This is a genomic window from Streptomyces spongiae, from assembly GCF_009377185.1.
GTDB classification, from domain to species: domain Bacteria; phylum Actinomycetota; class Actinomycetes; order Streptomycetales; family Streptomycetaceae; genus Streptomyces; species Streptomyces spongiae.
The window spans coordinates 1-18,029 of the sequence record NZ_VJZC01000164.1; the positions used below are offsets into that span (position 1 = coordinate 1).

14 protein-coding genes are annotated in these 18,029 nt (G+C 69.1%); 9 read left to right on the forward strand and 5 right to left on the reverse strand.

Annotated features, from left to right (window positions below; genetic code table 11):
- The 3 genes from FNH08_RS22225 to eccCa all read right to left on the reverse strand — a co-directional run.
- The coding region (locus FNH08_RS22225) for a WXG100-like domain-containing protein (protein ID WP_456114952.1) at nucleotides 1-772 on the reverse strand (772 nt) is incomplete at its 3' end.
- Between the two features lie 264 nt (nucleotides 773-1,036).
- Complete coding sequence (locus tag FNH08_RS22230; RefSeq protein ID WP_152773254.1) at nucleotides 1,037-1,441, reverse strand: hypothetical protein; 405 nt, start codon at nucleotides 1,439-1,441, stop codon at nucleotides 1,037-1,039.
- A 164-nt stretch (nucleotides 1,442-1,605) separates the two neighbouring features.
- On the reverse strand, nucleotides 1,606-5,550 hold the full coding sequence (gene eccCa / locus FNH08_RS22235) for a type VII secretion protein EccCa (protein ID WP_322725098.1): 3,945 nt from the start codon (nucleotides 5,548-5,550) through the stop codon (nucleotides 1,606-1,608).
- A 259-nt stretch (nucleotides 5,551-5,809) separates the two neighbouring features.
- Between eccCa and eccD the strand changes: the two genes are divergently transcribed.
- From eccD to FNH08_RS22265, 6 genes are all read left to right on the forward strand, one after another.
- The gene (eccD, locus tag FNH08_RS22240; RefSeq protein WP_152773256.1) at nucleotides 5,810-7,276 is read left to right on the forward strand and encodes a type VII secretion integral membrane protein EccD; all 1,467 of its coding nucleotides are present in this window, start codon (nucleotides 5,810-5,812) and stop codon (nucleotides 7,274-7,276) included.
- A gap of 190 nt (nucleotides 7,277-7,466) precedes the next feature.
- The gene (gene rpsO, locus FNH08_RS22245; protein ID WP_322725099.1) at nucleotides 7,467-7,754 is read left to right on the forward strand and encodes a 30S ribosomal protein S15; all 288 of its coding nucleotides are present in this window, start codon (nucleotides 7,467-7,469) and stop codon (nucleotides 7,752-7,754) included.
- Between the two features lie 357 nt (nucleotides 7,755-8,111).
- Entirely contained in the window at nucleotides 8,112-10,328 is a 2,217-nt protein-coding gene (locus tag FNH08_RS22250) for a polyribonucleotide nucleotidyltransferase (RefSeq protein WP_322725100.1), read from the forward strand.
- Nucleotides 10,325-11,704 carry a M16 family metallopeptidase gene (locus FNH08_RS22255; RefSeq protein ID WP_322725101.1) on the forward strand — a complete coding sequence of 460 codons (1,380 nt, stop codon included), beginning with the start codon at nucleotides 10,325-10,327 and terminating at the stop codon, nucleotides 11,702-11,704. Before FNH08_RS22250 ends, FNH08_RS22255 begins: the two co-directional genes overlap by 4 nt.
- Nucleotides 11,705-11,778: 74 nt before the next feature.
- Entirely contained in the window at nucleotides 11,779-12,531 is a 753-nt protein-coding gene (gene dapB, locus FNH08_RS22260; RefSeq protein WP_152773257.1) for a 4-hydroxy-tetrahydrodipicolinate reductase, read from the forward strand.
- Nucleotides 12,532-12,547: 16 nt separating this feature from the next.
- On the forward strand, nucleotides 12,548-13,003 hold the full coding sequence (locus tag FNH08_RS22265) for a tetratricopeptide repeat protein (protein WP_152773258.1): 456 nt from the start codon (nucleotides 12,548-12,550) through the stop codon (nucleotides 13,001-13,003).
- Nucleotides 13,004-13,124: 121 nt separating this feature from the next.
- On the opposite strand, the gene FNH08_RS22270 is transcribed toward FNH08_RS22265, so the two are convergent.
- Nucleotides 13,125-13,685, reverse strand: coding sequence for a hypothetical protein (locus FNH08_RS22270; RefSeq protein ID WP_322725103.1), 561 nt, complete (start codon nucleotides 13,683-13,685; stop codon nucleotides 13,125-13,127).
- A 145-nt stretch (nucleotides 13,686-13,830) separates the two neighbouring features.
- Nucleotides 13,831-14,061 (reverse strand): hypothetical protein, encoded by a 231-nt coding sequence (locus tag FNH08_RS22275; RefSeq protein WP_152773259.1) that lies wholly within the window; start codon nucleotides 14,059-14,061, stop codon nucleotides 13,831-13,833.
- Nucleotides 14,062-14,294: 233 nt separating this feature from the next.
- On the opposite strand from FNH08_RS22275, the gene thyX reads away from it, so the two are divergent.
- From thyX to FNH08_RS22290, 3 genes are all read left to right on the forward strand, one after another.
- Nucleotides 14,295-15,035 carry an FAD-dependent thymidylate synthase gene (gene thyX / locus FNH08_RS22280; RefSeq protein ID WP_322725105.1) on the forward strand — a complete coding sequence of 247 codons (741 nt, stop codon included), beginning with the start codon at nucleotides 14,295-14,297 and terminating at the stop codon, nucleotides 15,033-15,035.
- Nucleotides 15,036-15,263: 228 nt separating this feature from the next.
- On the forward strand, nucleotides 15,264-16,163 hold the full coding sequence (gene dapA, locus FNH08_RS22285; protein ID WP_152773260.1) for a 4-hydroxy-tetrahydrodipicolinate synthase: 900 nt from the start codon (nucleotides 15,264-15,266) through the stop codon (nucleotides 16,161-16,163).
- Nucleotides 16,164-16,291: 128 nt separating this feature from the next.
- Nucleotides 16,292-17,977: a ribonuclease J gene (locus FNH08_RS22290; protein WP_152773261.1), complete on the forward strand. Its 1,686-nt coding sequence runs from the start codon at nucleotides 16,292-16,294 to the stop codon at nucleotides 17,975-17,977.
- Nucleotides 17,978-18,029: the final 52 nt, after the last annotated feature.

Consider the following 18,029-nt stretch of genomic DNA (forward strand, 5'->3'; position numbering starts at 1 on the left):
CCCCAGAGCCCCCCGCCCCACCGTCATACCCGTCAATACGACTGTCGATCGCATGGTGCGCCCGGCTCCCCGCCTTCGCACCCAGGCTGTCCCGCACACCCTCCGCCAGCGTCTGCGGAGTCTGCTTGATGGCCTCCCAGCCACCCTGGGCCCCGGCCTTGGCGGTCTGGCCGAGGTCGTAGCCCTCCTGGGCGCCGAAGCTGACGTTCACCGTCTGCCGCACCAGGTCGGTGATGATCGCCTCGATCGCCGAGACGGCGGGCTCCTTCATCGCCTCGACGATCGCCTCCATGAGCGCCTCTTTGAGCTCGTCGAGGAGGCGGCGGACGATCAGGCGGGTGGCCTGGGTGGCGCCGAGTGCGGCGACCTCGGACAGGCCGAAGGTGAAGGGCGCGGCGGCCTGAGCCGCGATGATCTCGATGGCCAGGGCGACCAGCTGCGCGATCACCGCCCACTTGGCGAACACGACGAGAGCGGCGCAGGCCTCCATCACCCCGGCGATGATGTACGCCGCCTGCGACGCGTTCGCGAGGTAACCGTCGCCGCCGCTGTCGAACTTGTCGTACACCTTGGTGAACGCGTCGATCGACTCGCCGCCGTTGTGCGCGGTCACGCTCCTGGCGGCGGAGTTCGCCCGCTCGTGCAGCGCGACGATGTCGTCGCCGAACTTCCGCCACAGCTCGGCGGAGTCTCTCAGCTTGTCCTCGTCCGCTGTCGGCCAGCGGTAGCCGAGCATTTCGAGAACCCACTCGAGCTCGTCCGGCAGCATCATCGACACAGCAAAAGCACCCCCGTCAGCCGACACGGCCGTACAACTGTCCCCAATCGCAAGGGAAATCACACAGAAGTACAGCCGTGCACAGAGTCTACGGACACACCCGCAGGCAACTTCAGGGGGTTGCTGTCACAAATCTGTTGCAGGACAGATCTCTTGGGACCCGCACCGCAGAAGTCTCTTGGGACCCGCACCGCGGAAGTCTCTTGGGACCCGCACCGCGGAAGCCACCCTGCCGACGCGTGCGACCCCAACGCGGAGTCAGAGGTCCTGCCGAGGCCGCAACGTGGCGTGCACAGGCGGCGGCACCTTCACCTGACCGTCGTACTCGGCCGTCGTCGAGCGCCAGATCTCTTCCTCCCTGGCCTCGTTCGTCTCCTGCGCCACGCCCATCTTGGTGAACGCGACCCCCATGCCCCCGACCCGCTCCGCCAGGCTGCCCATCGACTGGTACATACCGTCGCGCAGGCCCTCGTAGACGACACCGAACTTCTCGCCGATGTCGTCGTCGCCCCACGGCGGGGTGGCGCCGTTGCCGCCCTCGAGATGGGTCAGCCCGTCCTTCAGGGTCTTCACGGCCCGGGCGAAGTCCTGGCCCACCGTGAACATGTTGAAGCCCTCGTCCTTGAGGACCTTGAAATCGGAGATCGTGTAGTCCGACGGCACAACTGCCCCCCGTGGCTCGTCTTTTCGCTCGCAACGCCACCTTAGCGGTGACCCACGCACGAGCCCCACCCCCGCACACAAGGATGCGCACGCAAGGATCCGCACGCAACGAAGAAGGGCGGCACCCCCACGGGTACCGCCCCTCCGCGCGCAACCAAAGAACCTCAGAACCGAGCCGGCAGCCACCCCGTCTGAATGAGCTGCCCACCACGCCGCCGCGTGTGGAAGTACCCACGCCCGGGCGGCAGCTGCGACGCCGTGATGTTGCCGAGCAGCGCACCCTCCGACCGGTCGCCGGAGAGCACGACGCCCTGGGCGCCGAGCTCGCGCAGACGCTGCATCACCGGCTCGTACAGTGCCCGGCTGGCACCGCCCGAGGCACGCGCGATGATGATGCGCAGGCCGACGTCACGGGCGAACGGCAGGTACTCCTGGAGCGGGGACAGCGGGTTCACGCCCGTGGCCACCAGGTCGTAGTCGTCGATGATGACGAACGCGTCCGGGCTGCTGTACCAGCTGCGGTTGCGCAGCTGCTCGGGCGTGACGTCCGGACCCGGCATACGGCGGCTGAGTGAACCGGCCAGGCCCTCCAGCGTCTCGGAGAGAGCCGGCGCCGAGGCGCAGTACCGCGACAGGTGCGACTCCGGCACGCCCTCCAGGTGGGCGCGGCGGTAGTCACCCATGACGATCTTCGCCTGGTCCGGCGTGTAGCGCTCGGTGATCTGCTTGATGAGCAGCCGCAGCATCGCGGACTTCCCGGACTCGCTCTCACCGAACACGATGAAGTGCGGGTCCGTCTCGAAGTCGACGAAGACCGGCGCGAGCGACGACTCGTCGATGCCGATGGCGACACCGCGGTCCGGGTGCTCGAAGCCCTTGGGCAGCCGGTCCGACGGCAGGAGCGTGGGCAGCAGCCGTACGGAAGGAGCGGGGTTGCCCTGCCAGTTGTCGTTGATGCCGCGGATGAGGATCGACGTCGCCTCCGACAGGTCCTCCGTCTCCGAGGAGCCGTCGACCCGGGGCAGCGCGATCATGAGGTGCAGCTTGTCCGGGCTCAGACCACGGCCCGGCACGGTGGCCGGCACGTTCTGCGCGACCTTGCGGTCGATCTCCGACTCCGTCGGGTCACCGAGGCGCAGTTCGATGCGGTTCTGCAGCATGTCCTTGAGCGCGGGCCGCACTTCGGTGTAGCGGCTCGCCGTCAGGATCACGTGCACACCGAAGCCGAGACCGCGGGTCGCGATCTCAGTGACGGTGGACTCGAGCATCTCGTAGTCCGTCTTGAACGTGGCCCAGCCGTCGACGACGAGGAAGACGTCTCCCCAGGGCTGGTCGGGCAGTTGCCCCGCGGCCCGGCGCTGACGGTAGGTCTGCACCGAGTCGACGTTGTTCGCGCGGAAGTACTCCTCGCGCTGGTTGAGGATGCCCTCGACCTCGCTGACCGTACGGCGCACCTTCTCGGCGTCGAGTCGGTTGGCGACCCCGCCGACATGCGCCAGCTCCTCCATCGCGATCAGGCTGCCGCCGCCGAAGTCCAGGCAGTAGAACTGCACTTCGGAAGGCGTGTGGGTGAGGGCGAACGACGAGATGAGCGAGCGCAGCAGCGTCGACTTGCCGGACTGCGGACCACCGATGAACAGACCGTGGCCCGCACCGCCGGAGAAGTCCCGGTACAGCACGTCGCGCCGCTGCTCGAACGGCTTGTCCACCAGGCCGACCGGCACGTTGAGCCGGCCGAGCGCCGTGTAGTCGGGCGCGGTGAGGCCGCGCTCCGGGGTGACGGCGAGCTGGGGGAGGAGCTGCTCCAGCGAGGGCGCCTCGTCGAGCGGGGGCAGCCACACCTGGTGGGCGGGCGGGCCCTGGTTGACCATCCGGCCGACGAGCACGTCCAGGACGGTGTCGGCCAGCGCGTCGTCCACCCTGTTGTCGGGCTCCGGCTCCTCGATCACCGGCTGCGGGGGCAGCGCCACGTGCTCCGCCGTGAACAGCGCGGGCCGCAGCTGGGTGGAGCGGCTCACCCGGGACGGGCCCTCGCCGTGGTACGGGCCCGACACGTAGGCCGCCTTGAAGCGGACCATGGTGTCGGTGTCGTACCGCAGATAGCCGGAACCGGGGATCGACGGCAGGTGGTAGGCGTCCGGGACACCGATCGCCGTACGGGACTCGGCGGCGGAGAAGGTCCGCAGACCGATCCGGTACGACAGATAGGTGTCCAGGCCGCGCAGCTTGCCCTCTTCCAGGCGCTGCGACGCCAGCAGCAGGTGGATACCCAGCGAACGGCCGATGCGGCCGATCTGGATGAACATGTCGATGAAGTCCGGCTTGGCCGTGAGGAGTTCGGAGAACTCGTCGAGCACGATCACCAGCGAGGCCATCGGCTCCAGCGCGGCGCCCGCGGCCCGGGCCTTCTCGTAGTCGTGCAGGTTGGCGTAGTTGCCGGCCGTACGCAGCAGCTCCTGACGGCGCTGGGTCTCACCCATGATCGAGTCGCGCATACGGTCGACGAGGGTGAGGTCGTCCGCGAGGTTGGTGATCACGGCCGCGGTGTGCGGCATGTCCGCCATACCGGCGAACGTCGCACCGCCCTTGAAGTCCGCGAGGATGAAGTTCAGCGTCTCCGAGGAGTGCGTCACCGCGAGACCGAGCACCAGCGTGCGCAGCACCTCGGACTTGCCGGAACCGGTGGCGCCGACACACAGGCCGTGCGGGCCCATGCCCTCCTGCGAGGCTTCCTTGAGGTCCAGCATGACCGGCTCGCCGGCCTCGCCGACGCCGATCGGCACCCGCAGCCGCTCGTGCAGCGTGCGCGGACGCCAGGTGCGGGACACGTCGACGGTGCCCGCGTCGCCGATGCCCATGAGATCCGTGAAGTCCAGGTTGGACAGGAGGGGTTCGCCCTCCTCCGCGGTGCCCACCCGGAAGGGGGCGAGCTGCCGCGCCAGGGACTCGGCCTGCGCCGGGTTCAGCACGTCCGGCTTGCCGGTGTACGCGGACTCGTGGCCGACGAACAGCCGCATCCGCTCCGGCTTCACGTACGCCGTCAGACCCGCGCGCAGTTCCTCCTCCAGCTCGCCGGGGGCGATCTCCAGGAAGGTGACACCCTGGAGCCCCTCGGAGCTGGCGAGTTCGGAGTCCGGCGGTACGGTGCCGCCGTCGAGCACCACGATCAGGTGCGGCTGGTCGTAGACCGGGTTCGCCTCACGGTTCCAGCGGGGCCTGTCGTCCAGCTGGTCCGCCAGCGCCTCCTCCAGCTCGCCGAGGTCGTCGAACAGGAGCCGGGTCGAGCCCGCGCCGTCCTTGACCTTCGGGTGCTGGCTGTGCGGCAGCCACTTGATCCAGTCCCAGTCCGCCGCCGCCGAGGGGTGCGTCACCACGGCGATCATCAGGTCCTCGGGCGAGTGGAGGGTCGCCAACTGGCACAGGGACGCACGGGCGTTGGCGTAGACCGTGTCGGTCTCACCGCACACCGTCACGTGGTAGAAGGCGCGCAGCGAGATGGACACGGGCAGGTCGGACAGACTGCCGTGCGCGTCGAGGAACGCCTTCATGGCCGCCGCGGTCAGCGGCTCCAGCTCGTCCTTGGGCGCCGTCTCCGGCGCGACGAGCGGGGTGTTCAACTGCTGCACACCGCGCCCGATCCGTACGGAGGCGAAGTCCGCGTCGGTCGGGCGCCGCTCCCACAGGCGCTTGCCGTCGGCCGCCACCGCCCACAACTGCTCCGGGTCCGGATGCTGGAAGAGCTGGCTGCGCCGCTGGAGTTCCGCGGTCTTGTGCACGTCCTTGCGGACCTGTTCGAGGTAGCGGAAGTAGTCACGCCGGTCCTGGGCCATCCCCGCGCCGCCGCCCTGCCGGGACTTGGCGAACTGGGCGATGGCCATGGCCAGGGTCGAGGCCAGCATCAGCCCACCGACCACCCTCATATAGGAGGGCAGGTTGGGCATGAAGAAGAAGCCGACGGAACCCAGCATGCCCATCATGGGCAGCAGGTTCATCAGCATGCTCTCGTCGCCCTCGCGCGGGATCTCGGGCGGCGTTTCCAGCTTGACCTCGCCGTCCGGAACCACCGGGGGCGCTATCCGCGGTGGCCGTTTGATGATGACGACGCTCACCGATGCACTCATCCTTCGCGATTGATACGTCTTGGCATGACGCCCCCGTGTACCGCGACGTGTTCTCGTCCGCGTTAGGCGCCGTCCGCGTAGCGACGATCCTACTGATGCGCGCAGCGCGCCAGGGAGCAGGAGGATGGAGATGCGGAGGGGGTCCGGAAAGAATTGAGGGAGGCAGCCTCTGCGTGGCCCGCCGTAGTCGGTATGGTGGCGCTCCGCGTCGTACGAACGGCGTGACGAAGCCTTTTCCAGCAGGGGGATGTACCAGGTGAGCACGGGGACTTCGACAGGTTTCTGCCGAATCACCATCGCGGCGCCGGACAGCCGGGTCGATGTGGCACTGCCGGAGGACCTGCCGATTCAGGACCTCTTTCCTGAGATCGTCAGACTCTCCGGGCTGGTGCAGCCGGACACCAGTCCCGCGGGCTACCACTTGGTACGCCGCGAGGGCGAAGTCCTCGACGCGAGCCGTTCGTTGCTCGAGCACAGGGTCAGGGACGGCGAGGTGCTGCTGCTGCGCACCTTCGCGGACTCACTGCCGCCGGCCGTCCACGACGACGTGGTGGACGCGATCGCCGCAGCGGTCAAGCAGGACGTCCGCAGCTGGAACGACAACCTCATGCGGATCGCCGGCCTCGTCGCGGGCTCGCTGCTGCTGGTCATGCTCGGGTTCGTGTTCTGGTTCGCGGACCCGGTACGGCACGACATGCACGGTCTGCAGGGCATCCTCGCCGGCGTCGTCGCGGTGGCCCTGACGGCACTCGCCGGCGTACGGGCCCGGGTGTACGACGACCGCGGCAGCGCTGTCGCACTCGGTATCTCCGCGCTGCCCCACGCGCTCATCGCGGGCTCCGGCGTCATCTCCCAGGACGCGGGGGAGGGCCCGGGCAGGATCCAGTTCCTCGTCGGCTGTGTCGCCGTCCTGATCTTCTCCGTCGTCCTGATCATGCTGCTGCCGCAGGGGGACGCCCCGTTCGTGGCCGCCGCGCTGGCCGCCGCGATCGGCGCGCTCGCCGTGTTCTGCGGTGTGCTCACCGAGGCGAAGCCGCGGGAGATCGCCGCCGGCACCTCGGTCGTCGCCCTGGCGGTGGTCGGGTTCCTGCCCGGCTGGTCGGCCCGCTTCGCGAAGCTGCCGATCGGTTTCCGCAACCCGGAGGACCTGGCCAGGGCCCGTCGCGAGGGCCAGGAGGGCGACCTCGAGGCCGTCGACATCCAGCGCATCGTCGCCCAGACCAGCCGCGGTCACGAACTGCTCCTCGGCCTGGTGGGCGGCTGCGCCGCGGTCATCGTCGGCGCCGGCGGCGCGGTACTCGGCTTCAGCGAGAGCGGCTGGGCCCAGCTGCTGGCCCTGTGCACCGGCCTCGCCGCGATGCTGCGGGCGCGCCTGTTCCGGTACACCGCCCAGGTCACGTGCCTGTTCGTGGCCGGTGTCGTCACGCTCGGTCTGCTGGTCCTCGGCCTCGCGCTCTCGCCCCCGGCCGACATCATCGTCGAACTGCTCCAGGGCAACTCCGGTCCCGTCGACGTCCGCACCCTGTGGCTCGGCGCCTCGGTCGCGGCCGGTGTGCTGCTGCTGATCGCGATCGCCCTGATCGTTCCGCAGAAGGGGCTCTCCCCCTTCTGGGGCCGCATGCTGGACCTCGCCGACTCGCTCGTGCTGCTGTCCCTGATCCCGGTCTGCCTGGCCGTCCTCGACGTCTACGGCAAGGTCCGCGGCGGCGTCTGACCGGCGAGGACCCGTCCGTCAGGGACGTGCTCGTGTGCTGGTACGCTGTGTGACGGCCGTTTGTGTACGCGTCCCCGGTCCACCCGGGGGCAGCGCCCAACGGATCCCCGCCTCCCGAGTCGTGGAAGCTCCCCTGAGAAGAAGACCAGGGGGCACTCGGTGGCAACAAGAAGACTCACGAGGAGTACGCGTGTCGCTCGACGCCGCTACGAAGAAGCAGATCATGGCCGAGTTCGGTACCAAGGAGGGCGACACCGGCTCCCCCGAGGTCCAGGTCGCGATGCTCTCGCGCCGCATCTCGGACCTGACCGAGCACCTCAAGACCCACAAGCACGACCACCACTCCCGCCGCGGTCTGCTGATCCTGGTCGGCCAGCGCCGCCGCCTGCTGCAGTACCTCGCCAAGAAGGACATCCAGCGCTTCCGTACGCTGGTCGACCGCCTCGGCATCCGCCGTGGTGCGGCGGGCGCCAAGTAAGACGCCGTGGAGGGGGCGGTTTCCCGGGGATCGGGGGACCGCTCCCTTTGCTGTACGTAGGGAAACGTGCGCAGTGTCACCACCGCTTTGTAGGGTGGGAGCACAACGCCATACGAACGACACAGCGTGACGGAACCCGGGACGCATCGGACACCCGGACGCCACCACGCACACCGCACGAGGAGAAGCGCTACCTCGCCGCCGCCGGTCCTCGGTAGTGGCCCCCGGGGGAAAGCGAGCCCCGGGTGCTTCGATCGAAGACCGGCCCGCACCAGACGGAGCGCTTCTCCACCGCAGTCCCCCTGCCACACGGGCAGGCCCAGGGACGAAAGACGATACGTAACGGAGAAAACGCTAGTGGAGAACGAGACCCACTACGCCGAGGCCGTCATCGACAACGGCTCCTTCGGCACCCGCACCATCCGCTTCGAGACGGGCCGCCTGGCCAAGCAGGCCGCCGGCTCCGCCGTGGCGTACCTGGACGACGACACCATGGTGCTGTCGGCCACCACCGCATCCAAGAACCCCAAGGACCAGCTCGACTTCTTCCCGCTGACGGTCGACGTCGAGGAGCGGATGTACGCGGCCGGGAAGATCCCCGGTTCCTTCTTCCGCCGTGAGGGCCGCCCCTCCGAGGACGCCATCCTCACCTGTCGTCTCATCGACCGCCCGCTGCGCCCGTCCTTCAAGAAGGGCCTGCGCAACGAGATCCAGGTCGTCGCCACGATCATGGCGCTCAACCCCGACCACCTGTACGACGTCGTCGCGATCAACGCCGCGTCCGCGTCCACGCAGCTGGCCGGCCTGCCCTTCTCCGGCCCGATCGGCGGCGTCCGCGTCGCGCTGATCCGCGGCCAGTGGGTGGCCTTCCCGACGCACACCGAGCTCGAGGACGCCGTCTTCGACATGGTCGTCGCGGGCCGCACCCTGGAGGACGGCGACGTCGCGATCATGATGGTCGAGGCCGAGGCCACAGAGGAGACCATCAAGCTGGTCAAGGGCGGCGCCGAGGCCCCCACCGAGGAGGTCGTCGCCGCCGGTCTGGAGGCCGCGAAGCCCTTCATCAAGGTCCTGTGCAAGGCCCAGGCCGACCTCGCGGCGAAGGCCGCCAAGCCGACCGGCGAGTTCCCGATCTTCCTGGACTACCAGGACGACGTGCTGGAGGCGCTCACCGCCGCCGTGCGCACCGAGCTCGCCCAGGCGCTCACCATCGCCGGCAAGCAGGAGCGGGAGAGCGAGCTCGACCGCGTCAAGGGCCTCGCCGCCGAGAAGCTGCTCCCCGAGTTCGAGGGGCGTGAGAAGGAGATCTCCGCCGCGTACCGCTCGCTCACCAAGCAGCTGGTCCGCGAGCGCGTGATCAAGGAGAAGAAGCGCATCGACGGCCGTGGCGTGACGGACATCCGTACGCTGGCCGCCGAGGTCGAGGCCATCCCGCGGGTGCACGGTTCCGCCGTGTTCGAGCGTGGCGAGACCCAGATCCTGGGCGTCACCACCCTCAACATGCTCCGCATGGAGCAGCAGCTGGACACCCTCTCCCCGGTGACCCGCAAGCGCTACATGCACAACTACAACTTCCCGCCGTACTCCACCGGCGAGACCGGCCGCGTGGGCTCCCCGAAGCGCCGCGAGATCGGCCACGGCGCCCTCGCCGAGCGCGCCCTGATGCCGGTCCTGCCGACGCGCGAGGAGTTCCCCTACGCGATCCGCCAGGTGTCCGAGGCGCTCAGCTCGAACGGCTCGACGTCCATGGGCTCGGTCTGCGCCTCCACCATGTCGCTGCTGAACGCCGGTGTGCCGCTGAAGGCCCCGGTCGCCGGTATCGCCATGGGCCTGATCTCCCAGGAGATCGAGGGCGAGACGCACTACGTCACCCTCACCGACATCCTCGGTGCGGAGGACGCCTTCGGTGACATGGACTTCAAGGTCGCCGGCACCAAGGAGTTCGTGACCGCCCTCCAGCTCGACACCAAGCTGGACGGCATCCCGGCCTCCGTCCTGGCCGCCGCCCTGAAGCAGGCCCGTGACGCCCGCCTCCACATCCTCGACGTGATGATGGAAGCGATCGACACCCCGGACGAGATGTCCCCGAACGCCCCGCGGATCATCACCGTCAAGATCCCCGTGGACAAGATCGGCGAGGTCATCGGCCCCAAGGGCAAGATGATCAACCAGATCCAGGAGGACACCGGCGCCGAGATCACGATCGAGGACGACGGCACCATCTACATCGGTGCCGCCGACGGCCCGGCCGCCGAGGCCGCCCGCACCACGATCAACGGCATCGCCAACCCGACCATGCCGGAGGTCGGCGAGCGCTACCTGGGCACCGTCGTGAAGACGACGACGTTCGGTGCGTTCGTGTCGCTGCTGCCGGGCAAGGACGGTCTGCTGCACATCTCGCAGATCCGCAAGCTCGCCGGCGGCAAGCGCGTGGAGAACGTCGAGGACGTCGTCGGCGTGGGCGCCAAGGTCCAGGTCGAGATCGCCGAGATCGACTCCCGCGGCAAGCTGTCCCTCATCCCCGTGATCGAGGGCGAAGGCGACGATGAGAAGAAGGACGACACCGACAAGTGACGTCGAGCAGCTCGACGGCGACGGCCCGCACCTCCTCGGAGGCGCGGGCCGTCGCCCGTACCCAAACCCTCATCAAGGGCAGCAACGGCATCGGCACGGTCCGTAAGACCACCCTCCCGGGCGGCCTGCGCATCGTCACCGAAACCCTGCCCTCCGTGCGCTCGGCCACCTTCGGGATCTGGGCGCACGTGGGCTCCCGCGACGAGACGCCCGCCCTGAACGGCGCCACGCACTACCTGGAGCACCTCCTCTTCAAGGGCACCACGCGGCGCAGCGCCCTGGACATCTCCGCCGCCATCGACGCGGTCGGCGGCGAGATGAACGCGTTCACGGCGAAGGAGTACACGTGCTACTACGCACGCGTGCTCGACACCGACCTCCCGCTCGCCATCGACGTCGTCTGCGACATGCTCACCGGCTCGCTGATCATCGAGGACGACGTCAACGTCGAGCGCGGCGCCATCCTCGAAGAGATCGCCATGACGGAGGACGACCCGGGCGACTGCGTGCACGACCTGTTCGCGCACACGATGTTCGGCGACAACCCGCTCGGCCGCCCGGTCCTCGGCACGGTCGACACCGTCAACGCCCTCACCGCCGACCGCATCCGCCGCTTCTACAAGAAGCACTACGACCCGACACACCTCGTCGTAGCGGCCGCGGGCAACGTCGACCACAACAAGGTCGTCCAACAGGTCCGCGCCGCCTTCGAGCAGGCCGGCGCCCTCAAGCGGGTCGACGCCACCCCGGTCGCCCCGCGCGACGGCCACCGCACGATCCGCACGGCCGGTCGCGTCGAGCTCCTGGGCCGCAAGACCGAACAGGCCCATGTCGTCCTCGGCATGCCCGGCCTCGCCCGCACCGACGAGCGCCGCTGGGCCCTCGGCGTGCTGAACACCGCGCTCGGCGGCGGCATGTCCTCCCGCCTGTTCCAGGAGGTCCGGGAGAAGCGCGGCCTGGCGTACAGCGTGTACTCGTACACGTCGGGCTTCGCCGACTGCGGCCTCTTCGGGGTGTACGCGGGCTGCCGGCCGTCCCAGGTCCACGACGTGCTCAAGATCTGCCGCGACGAGCTCGACCAGGTCGCCGAGCACGGTCTGCCGGACGACGAGATCGACCGTGCCGTCGGCCAGCTCCGCGGCTCCACGGTCCTCGGCCTGGAGGACACCGGCGCGCTGATGAACCGTATCGGCAAGAGCGAGCTGTGCTGGGGCGAGCAGATGTCCGTCGACGACATGCTGGCCCGGATAGAGGCGGTCACCCCGGACGACGTCCGGTCCGTGGCCCGCGACATCCTGGGACAGCGCCCCTCGCTGTCGGTCATCGGCCCGCTCAAGGACAAGCAGGCATCCCGGCTGAACGACGCGGTCGCGTGAACCGCGGCGGCGTGCGTCGGCGGTAGGTTCACGTACGTCCTCGACAACCCGCATTCCCGTAAGGAAGCAACAACATGAGCAAGCTGCGCGTGGCGGTCCTCGGTGCCAAGGGCCGCATCGGATCCGAGGCGGTACGGGCCGTCGAGGCCGCCGAGGACATGGAGCTGGTGGCCGCCCTCGGCAGCGGCGACAAACTGGAGACACTCGCCGACACGGGCGCCCAGGTCGCCGTCGAGCTCACCACCCCCGCCTCGGTCATGGGCAACCTCGACTTCTGCGTACGCCACGGCATCCACGCGGTCGTCGGGACCACGGGCTGGACGGACGAGCGCCTCGCGCAGCTGAAGGGCTGGCTGGAGAGGTCCCCGGAGACGGGCGTGCTCATCGCCCCGAACTTCTCCATCGGGGCCGTGCTGACCATGAAGTTCGCCGAGAAGGCCGCGCCCTACTTCGAGTCCGTCGAGGTCGTCGAGCTCCACCACCCGAACAAGGTCGACGCCCCCAGCGGCACCGCCACGCGCACCGCCCAGCTCATCGCCGCCGCCCGCGAGCGGGCCGGCAGCACCCCGCAGCCCGACGCCACGGTGACCGCCTTGGACGGCGCCCGGGGCGCGGACGTCGACGGGGTGCCCGTCCACGCCGTACGCCTCCGGGGCCTCCTCGCCCACCAGGAGGTCCTCCTCGGCGGCGAGGGCGAGACCCTCACCATCCGCCACGACTCCCTCCACCACAGCAGCTTCATGCCGGGCATCCTGCTGGGCGCCCGCCGTGTGGTGACCACCCCGGGCCTCACCTTCGGCCTCGAACACTTCCTCGACCTGAGCTGAGCGGCCGGGAACCAGCATGCGCGCGAAGATCACGTACGCCGTCACGGCCGCGATCCTGGTCGTCTACTTCGTCCTGGTCGGCAGCCGCGGGATCCTGCTGATCGAGACCGGCACGCCCGTCACGATCGCCTTCGGTGTGGCGGTACTGATCCTTCCGGGGATCGGTCTGTGGTTCCTGTGGAAGAACACCCAGTTCGTCCGCAAGGCCAACCAGCTCGCCGCCGAACTCGACGCCGAAGGCGGCCTGCCCGTCGACGAGTTGAGGCGCACACCGGGTGGCCGCATCGACCGTGACTCGGCCGACGAGGTCTTCGCCCGGCGCAAGGCCGAGACCGAGGACGCCCCCGAGGACTGGCGCACTTGGTTCCGCCTCGCCGTCGCCTACCACGACGCCCGGGACACGCCCCGGGCACGCAAGGCGATGCAGCGGGCGATCGCGCTGCACGAAGGAAAACCGGTCCAGCCCGCCTGAGCGCGCCCCTCTTTGCGCCTAAACCGGCGCCGCTCTCGCGGAGCTGGTTGATCGCCGTCGTGGATTCCTCAATTGATGGTTGCGGTGGCCGAGGGGGGAGAGACCACCGCAACCGGAGATTTCAGGCTCTCCCGGCGTACTCCGCCGCCCACGCCTCCACCGCGTCCGTCGCCCGGTCGAAGGACTCCGGGCGCGCCAGGAAGTCGGCGTTGTGCGAGGTCATCAGCGGCGGCACGGTCTCGGGCGCCCGGTCCTTGCGTACGAGAACGAGGGCCTGTCCCTGCACCGTGCGGGGCAGCCCGAGCCAGCGCACCGGCTGCTGGACCGTCCGCGCGGACACGACCTGCTCCCAGGGCGCCGTGCGCGTGCTGAAGAAGCCCACCTTGCGCAGCCCTCGCGCGCTCACCCAGGTCCCCACGCGCAGCAGCCGCAGGGCGCAGGCGATGACGACGAGCGCCAGAGCGAAGCAGACCGCGCCGGCGGGCAGGGTCCCGGCCGCCGCGATGATGACCGCCGCGACGAGCACGTACGAGGCGAGCAGCAGCAGGATCGCGGCCGCGCCCACCCGCCAGGGTCCGGGGCGGTAGGGACGCCGCCAGCGGTCACGGTCGTCGAACGGCAGCGCCTGGTCGTCCACCGCCTCGTCGAAAGCGCGGTCGGCGGTCAGGAAGGGCAGGGGCACGGCTGATCCTCACTCAATCCAAACTCAATCCATGCAGGGACATCGCCGAGTGAGATTATCGAGCCGAATGCCCGCCCACCACCCGCGGGGGGCCAGGGGGGTACGTACCGCGCCATTCGGGCGGCCGACCCGGGCGGGCCTGCCGTCAGCGGTTCTGGGACGCCTGTGACTGCTGCGGAGGCGAGTCGAGGGACATCGCGGGCAACCCGAGGATCAGGGAGCCTGCGAGCCCCGCGACCACGGTGAGACCTATCAGCCACTGCCCGGCCTTCTCACGCGCGGAGGCCCGCGCGCGGGGCGGGGGAGCGACATTGCTGCGGAACTTGTCGGCTTCGGCGATGAAGGCGAACGGTACGGGCTCGCGCCGACGGAACATGGGTGGTGCTTCTCCTTCTGGGGTTCGTGCTTCTGCGGTTCGTGACGGAACAGGCGACTCAACGGTCGCTGTCATCTACACAGACGTGCGAGTGCCCCAAATGGTGCCCGCTATCGCCAAATTCGCAGAAGTTCGCCGGCGAATGTCGCGGCCCGCCACCGAACGCCCGTTGTCAGCGGCGGGCCGTAGAGTGGGCGCCGCCCGAGAGAAGTGATGGAAGGACCCTCCGAGCCGTGACCGACACTCCCGCCGACGACCTCAAGCCCAGCTTCCGCAGTGACGTCACCGTCGAGCTGGTCAAGCACAGCGCGTCCGACTCCGACGTCCTGTGGGCCGCCCGCGTCTCCACCGCCGGCGAGCAGTCCCTGGAGGAGCTGAACAAGGACCCCGAGCGCTCCAAGGGTCTGATCAACTACCTGATGCGGGACCGTCACGGCAGCCCCTTCGAGCACAACTCGATGACGTTCTTCATCAGCGCCCCGATCTTCGTGTTCCGCGAGTTCATGCGCCACAGGGTCGGCTGGTCGTACAACGAGGAGTCCGGTCGCTACAGGGAACTCCAGCCCGTCTTCTACGTCCCCGACGAGTCCCGCAAGCTCGTCCAGGAGGGCCGTCCCGGGAAGTACGTCTTCGTGGAGGGCACCCAGGCGCAGCAGGAGCTGGTCGGCGGTGTCATGGAGGACTCGTACGTTCGCGCGTACGAGGCGTACCAGGAGATGCTCGCCGCAGGGGTCGCCCGCGAGGTCGCCCGCTCGGTCCTCCCGGTCGGCCTGTACTCCTCGATGTACGCCACCTGCAACGCCCGCTCGCTGATGCACTTCCTCGGCCTGCGTACCCAGCACGAGCTGGCCAAGGTGCCGTCCTTCCCGCAGCGCGAGATCGAGATGGTCGGCGAGAAGATGGAGGCGGAGTGGGCCAGGCTCATGCCGCTGACGTACGCCGCGTTCAACGCCAACGGCCGAGTCGCCCCGTAGCGGGGATGTCCACGGCGGGCACAGCTCTGGTCGCCTGGGGCACACATGTGCGGGTCAACCGAGAGAAGTGTCCGTATTGCGGCATTTCGCGAAGTTCATCTAGCCTGATCAAACGGACCCGGCACTGCCTGAACCCCCGAGCAGGCAGTGCCGGGTTCCACCTTTGTCCGGACTTCTGCCGCTCTCCGAGGGCAGACCGCGCCTTGAGCAGCGAGTAGCGTGGTACCCATGGCTCCGATCTCCACTCCGCAGACCCCCTTCGGGCGGGTCCTCACCGCCATGGTCACGCCCTTCACGGCGGACGGCGCACTCGACCTCGACGGCGCACAGCGGCTCGCCACCCACCTGGTGGACGCAGGCAACGACGGCCTGATCATCAACGGCACCACCGGCGAGTCCCCCACCACCAGCGACGCGGAGAAAACGGACCTCGTACGAGCCGTCCTGGAGGCCGTCGGCGACCGTGCCCATGTCGTCGCCGGCGTCGGCACGAACGACACCCAGCACAGCATCCATCTGGCCCGAGCCGCCGAGCACGTGGGCGCGCACGGCCTGCTCGTCGTCACGCCGTACTACAACAAGCCCCCGCAGGAGGGCCTCTACCGGCACTTCCGGGCCATCGCCGACGCCGCCGAGCTGCCGGTCATGCTGTACGACATCCCCGGCCGCAGCGGTGTCCCGATCAACACCGAGACGCTGGTCCGCCTCGCCGAGCACCCGCGGATCGTCGCCAACAAGGACGCCAAGGGCGACCTCGGCCGTGCCAGCTGGGCCATCGCCCAGTCCGGCCTCGCCTGGTACTCCGGCGACGACATGCTGAACCTGCCGCTCCTCTCCGTGGGCGCGGTCGGCTTCGTCTCGGTCGTCGGCCACGTCGTCACCCCCGAGCTGCGCGCCCTTGTCGACGCGTACGTCTCCGGAGACGTCCAGAAGGCCACCGAGATCCACCAGAAGCTGCTCCCGGTCTTCACCGGCATGTTCCGCACCCAGGGCGTCATGACCAGCAAGGCGGCGCTCGCGCTCCAGGGCCTGCCCGCCGGGCCCCTGCGCGCCCCCATGGTCGAGCTCACGCCCGAGGAGACGGCCCAGCTCAAGATCGATCTTGCCGCCGGCGGGGTACAGCTCTGACAACGGACTTCACAACTGAATAGGCAGGACACAGGTGCCTGCATCCCACTCTGACAACTGCTTTTGCACGAACGTCATGCGCGCCACGTGCCCTACAGGTACGTGGCGCGCATGGTGAGGAGAGTCTTTTGAGTCATCCGCATCCTGAACTCGGCTCGCCGCCGAAGCTCCCCGAGGGCGGCCTGCGGGTCACCCCGCTGGGCGGCCTCGGCGAAATCGGCCGCAACATGACCGTCTTCGAGTACGGCGGCCGCCTGCTGATCGTCGACTGCGGCGTGCTCTTCCCCGAGGAGGAGCAGCCCGGAATCGACCTGATCCTGCCGGACTTCTCTTCCGTCAGGGACCGCCTCGACGACATCGACGGCATCGTCCTCACGCACGGCCACGAGGACCACATCGGCGGCGTCCCGTTCCTGCTCCGCGAGAAGCCGGACATCCCGCTGATCGGCTCCAAGCTGACCCTCGCCCTCATCGAGGCCAAGCTCCAGGAGCACCGCATCCGCCCCTACACCCTTGAGGTGGCCGAGGGGAACCGCGAGCGCATCGGTCCCTTCGACTGCGAGTTCATCGCGGTCAACCACTCCATCCCGGACGCGCTGGCCGTCGCCATCCGCACTCCCGCGGGCATGGCGGTCCACACCGGCGACTTCAAGATGGACCAGCTCCCGCTGGACAACCGCCTCACGGACCTCCACGCGTTCGCCCGGCTGAGCGAGGAAGGCATCGACCTCCTTCTCTCCGACTCGACGAATGCCGAGGTCCCGGGTTTCGTCCCGCCCGAGCGTGACATCTCGAACGTCCTGCGCCAGGTCTTCGCGGGTGCCCGCAAGCGGATCATCGTGGCCAGCTTCGCCAGCCACATCCACCGCATCCAGCAGATCCTGGACGCGGCCCACGAGTACGGCCGCCGGGTCGCCTTCGTCGGCCGCTCGATGGTGCGCAACATGGGCATCGCGCGCGACCTGGGCTATCTGAAGGTCCCACCGGGCCTGGTGGTGGACGTCAAGACACTCGACGACCTCCCGGACGAACAGGTGGTCCTGGTCTGCACGGGCTCCCAGGGCGAACCGATGGCCGCCCTGTCCCGCATGGCCAACCGCGACCACCAGATCCGCATCGTCCAGGGCGACACGGTGATCCTGGCGTCATCGCTGATCCCCGGCAACGAGAACGCGGTCTACCGCGTCATCAACGGCCTGACCCGCTGGGGCGCGAACGTCGTCCACAAGGGCAACGCCAAGGTGCACGTCTCCGGCCACGCGTCCGCGGGCGAACTCCTGTACTTCTACAACATCTGCCGGCCGAAGAACCTGATGCCGGTCCACGGCGAATGGCGCCACCTGCGCGCGAACGCCGAGCTGGGTGCCCTGACGGGCATCCCGCACGACCGGATCGTCATCGCCGAGGACGGCGTGGTCGTCGACCTCGTCGAGGGCAAGGCCAAGATCTCCGGCAAGGTCCAGGCGGGCTATGTGTACGTCGACGGCCTCTCGGTCGGCGACGTCGGCGAGCCCGCCCTCAAGGACCGCAAGATCCTCGGTGACGAGGGCATCATCTCGGTCTTCGTCGTGATCGACTCGTCGACCGGGAAGATCACGGGAGGCCCGCACGTCCAGGCCCGAGGCTCGGGCATCGAGGACTCGGCCTTCGGCGAGGTGATCCCGAGGATCACGGAGGTGCTGGAGCGCTCGGCCCAGGACGGCGTCGTCGAACCCCACCAACTGCAGCAGCTCGTCCGCCGCACGCTGGGCAAGTGGGTCTCGGACAACTACCGGCGCAGGCCGATGATCCTCCCGGTCGTCGTCGAGGTCTGACCTACCGTCACGTGCGAACTCCGAGCGGGGCGCCTCGATTTGCATCGAGGCG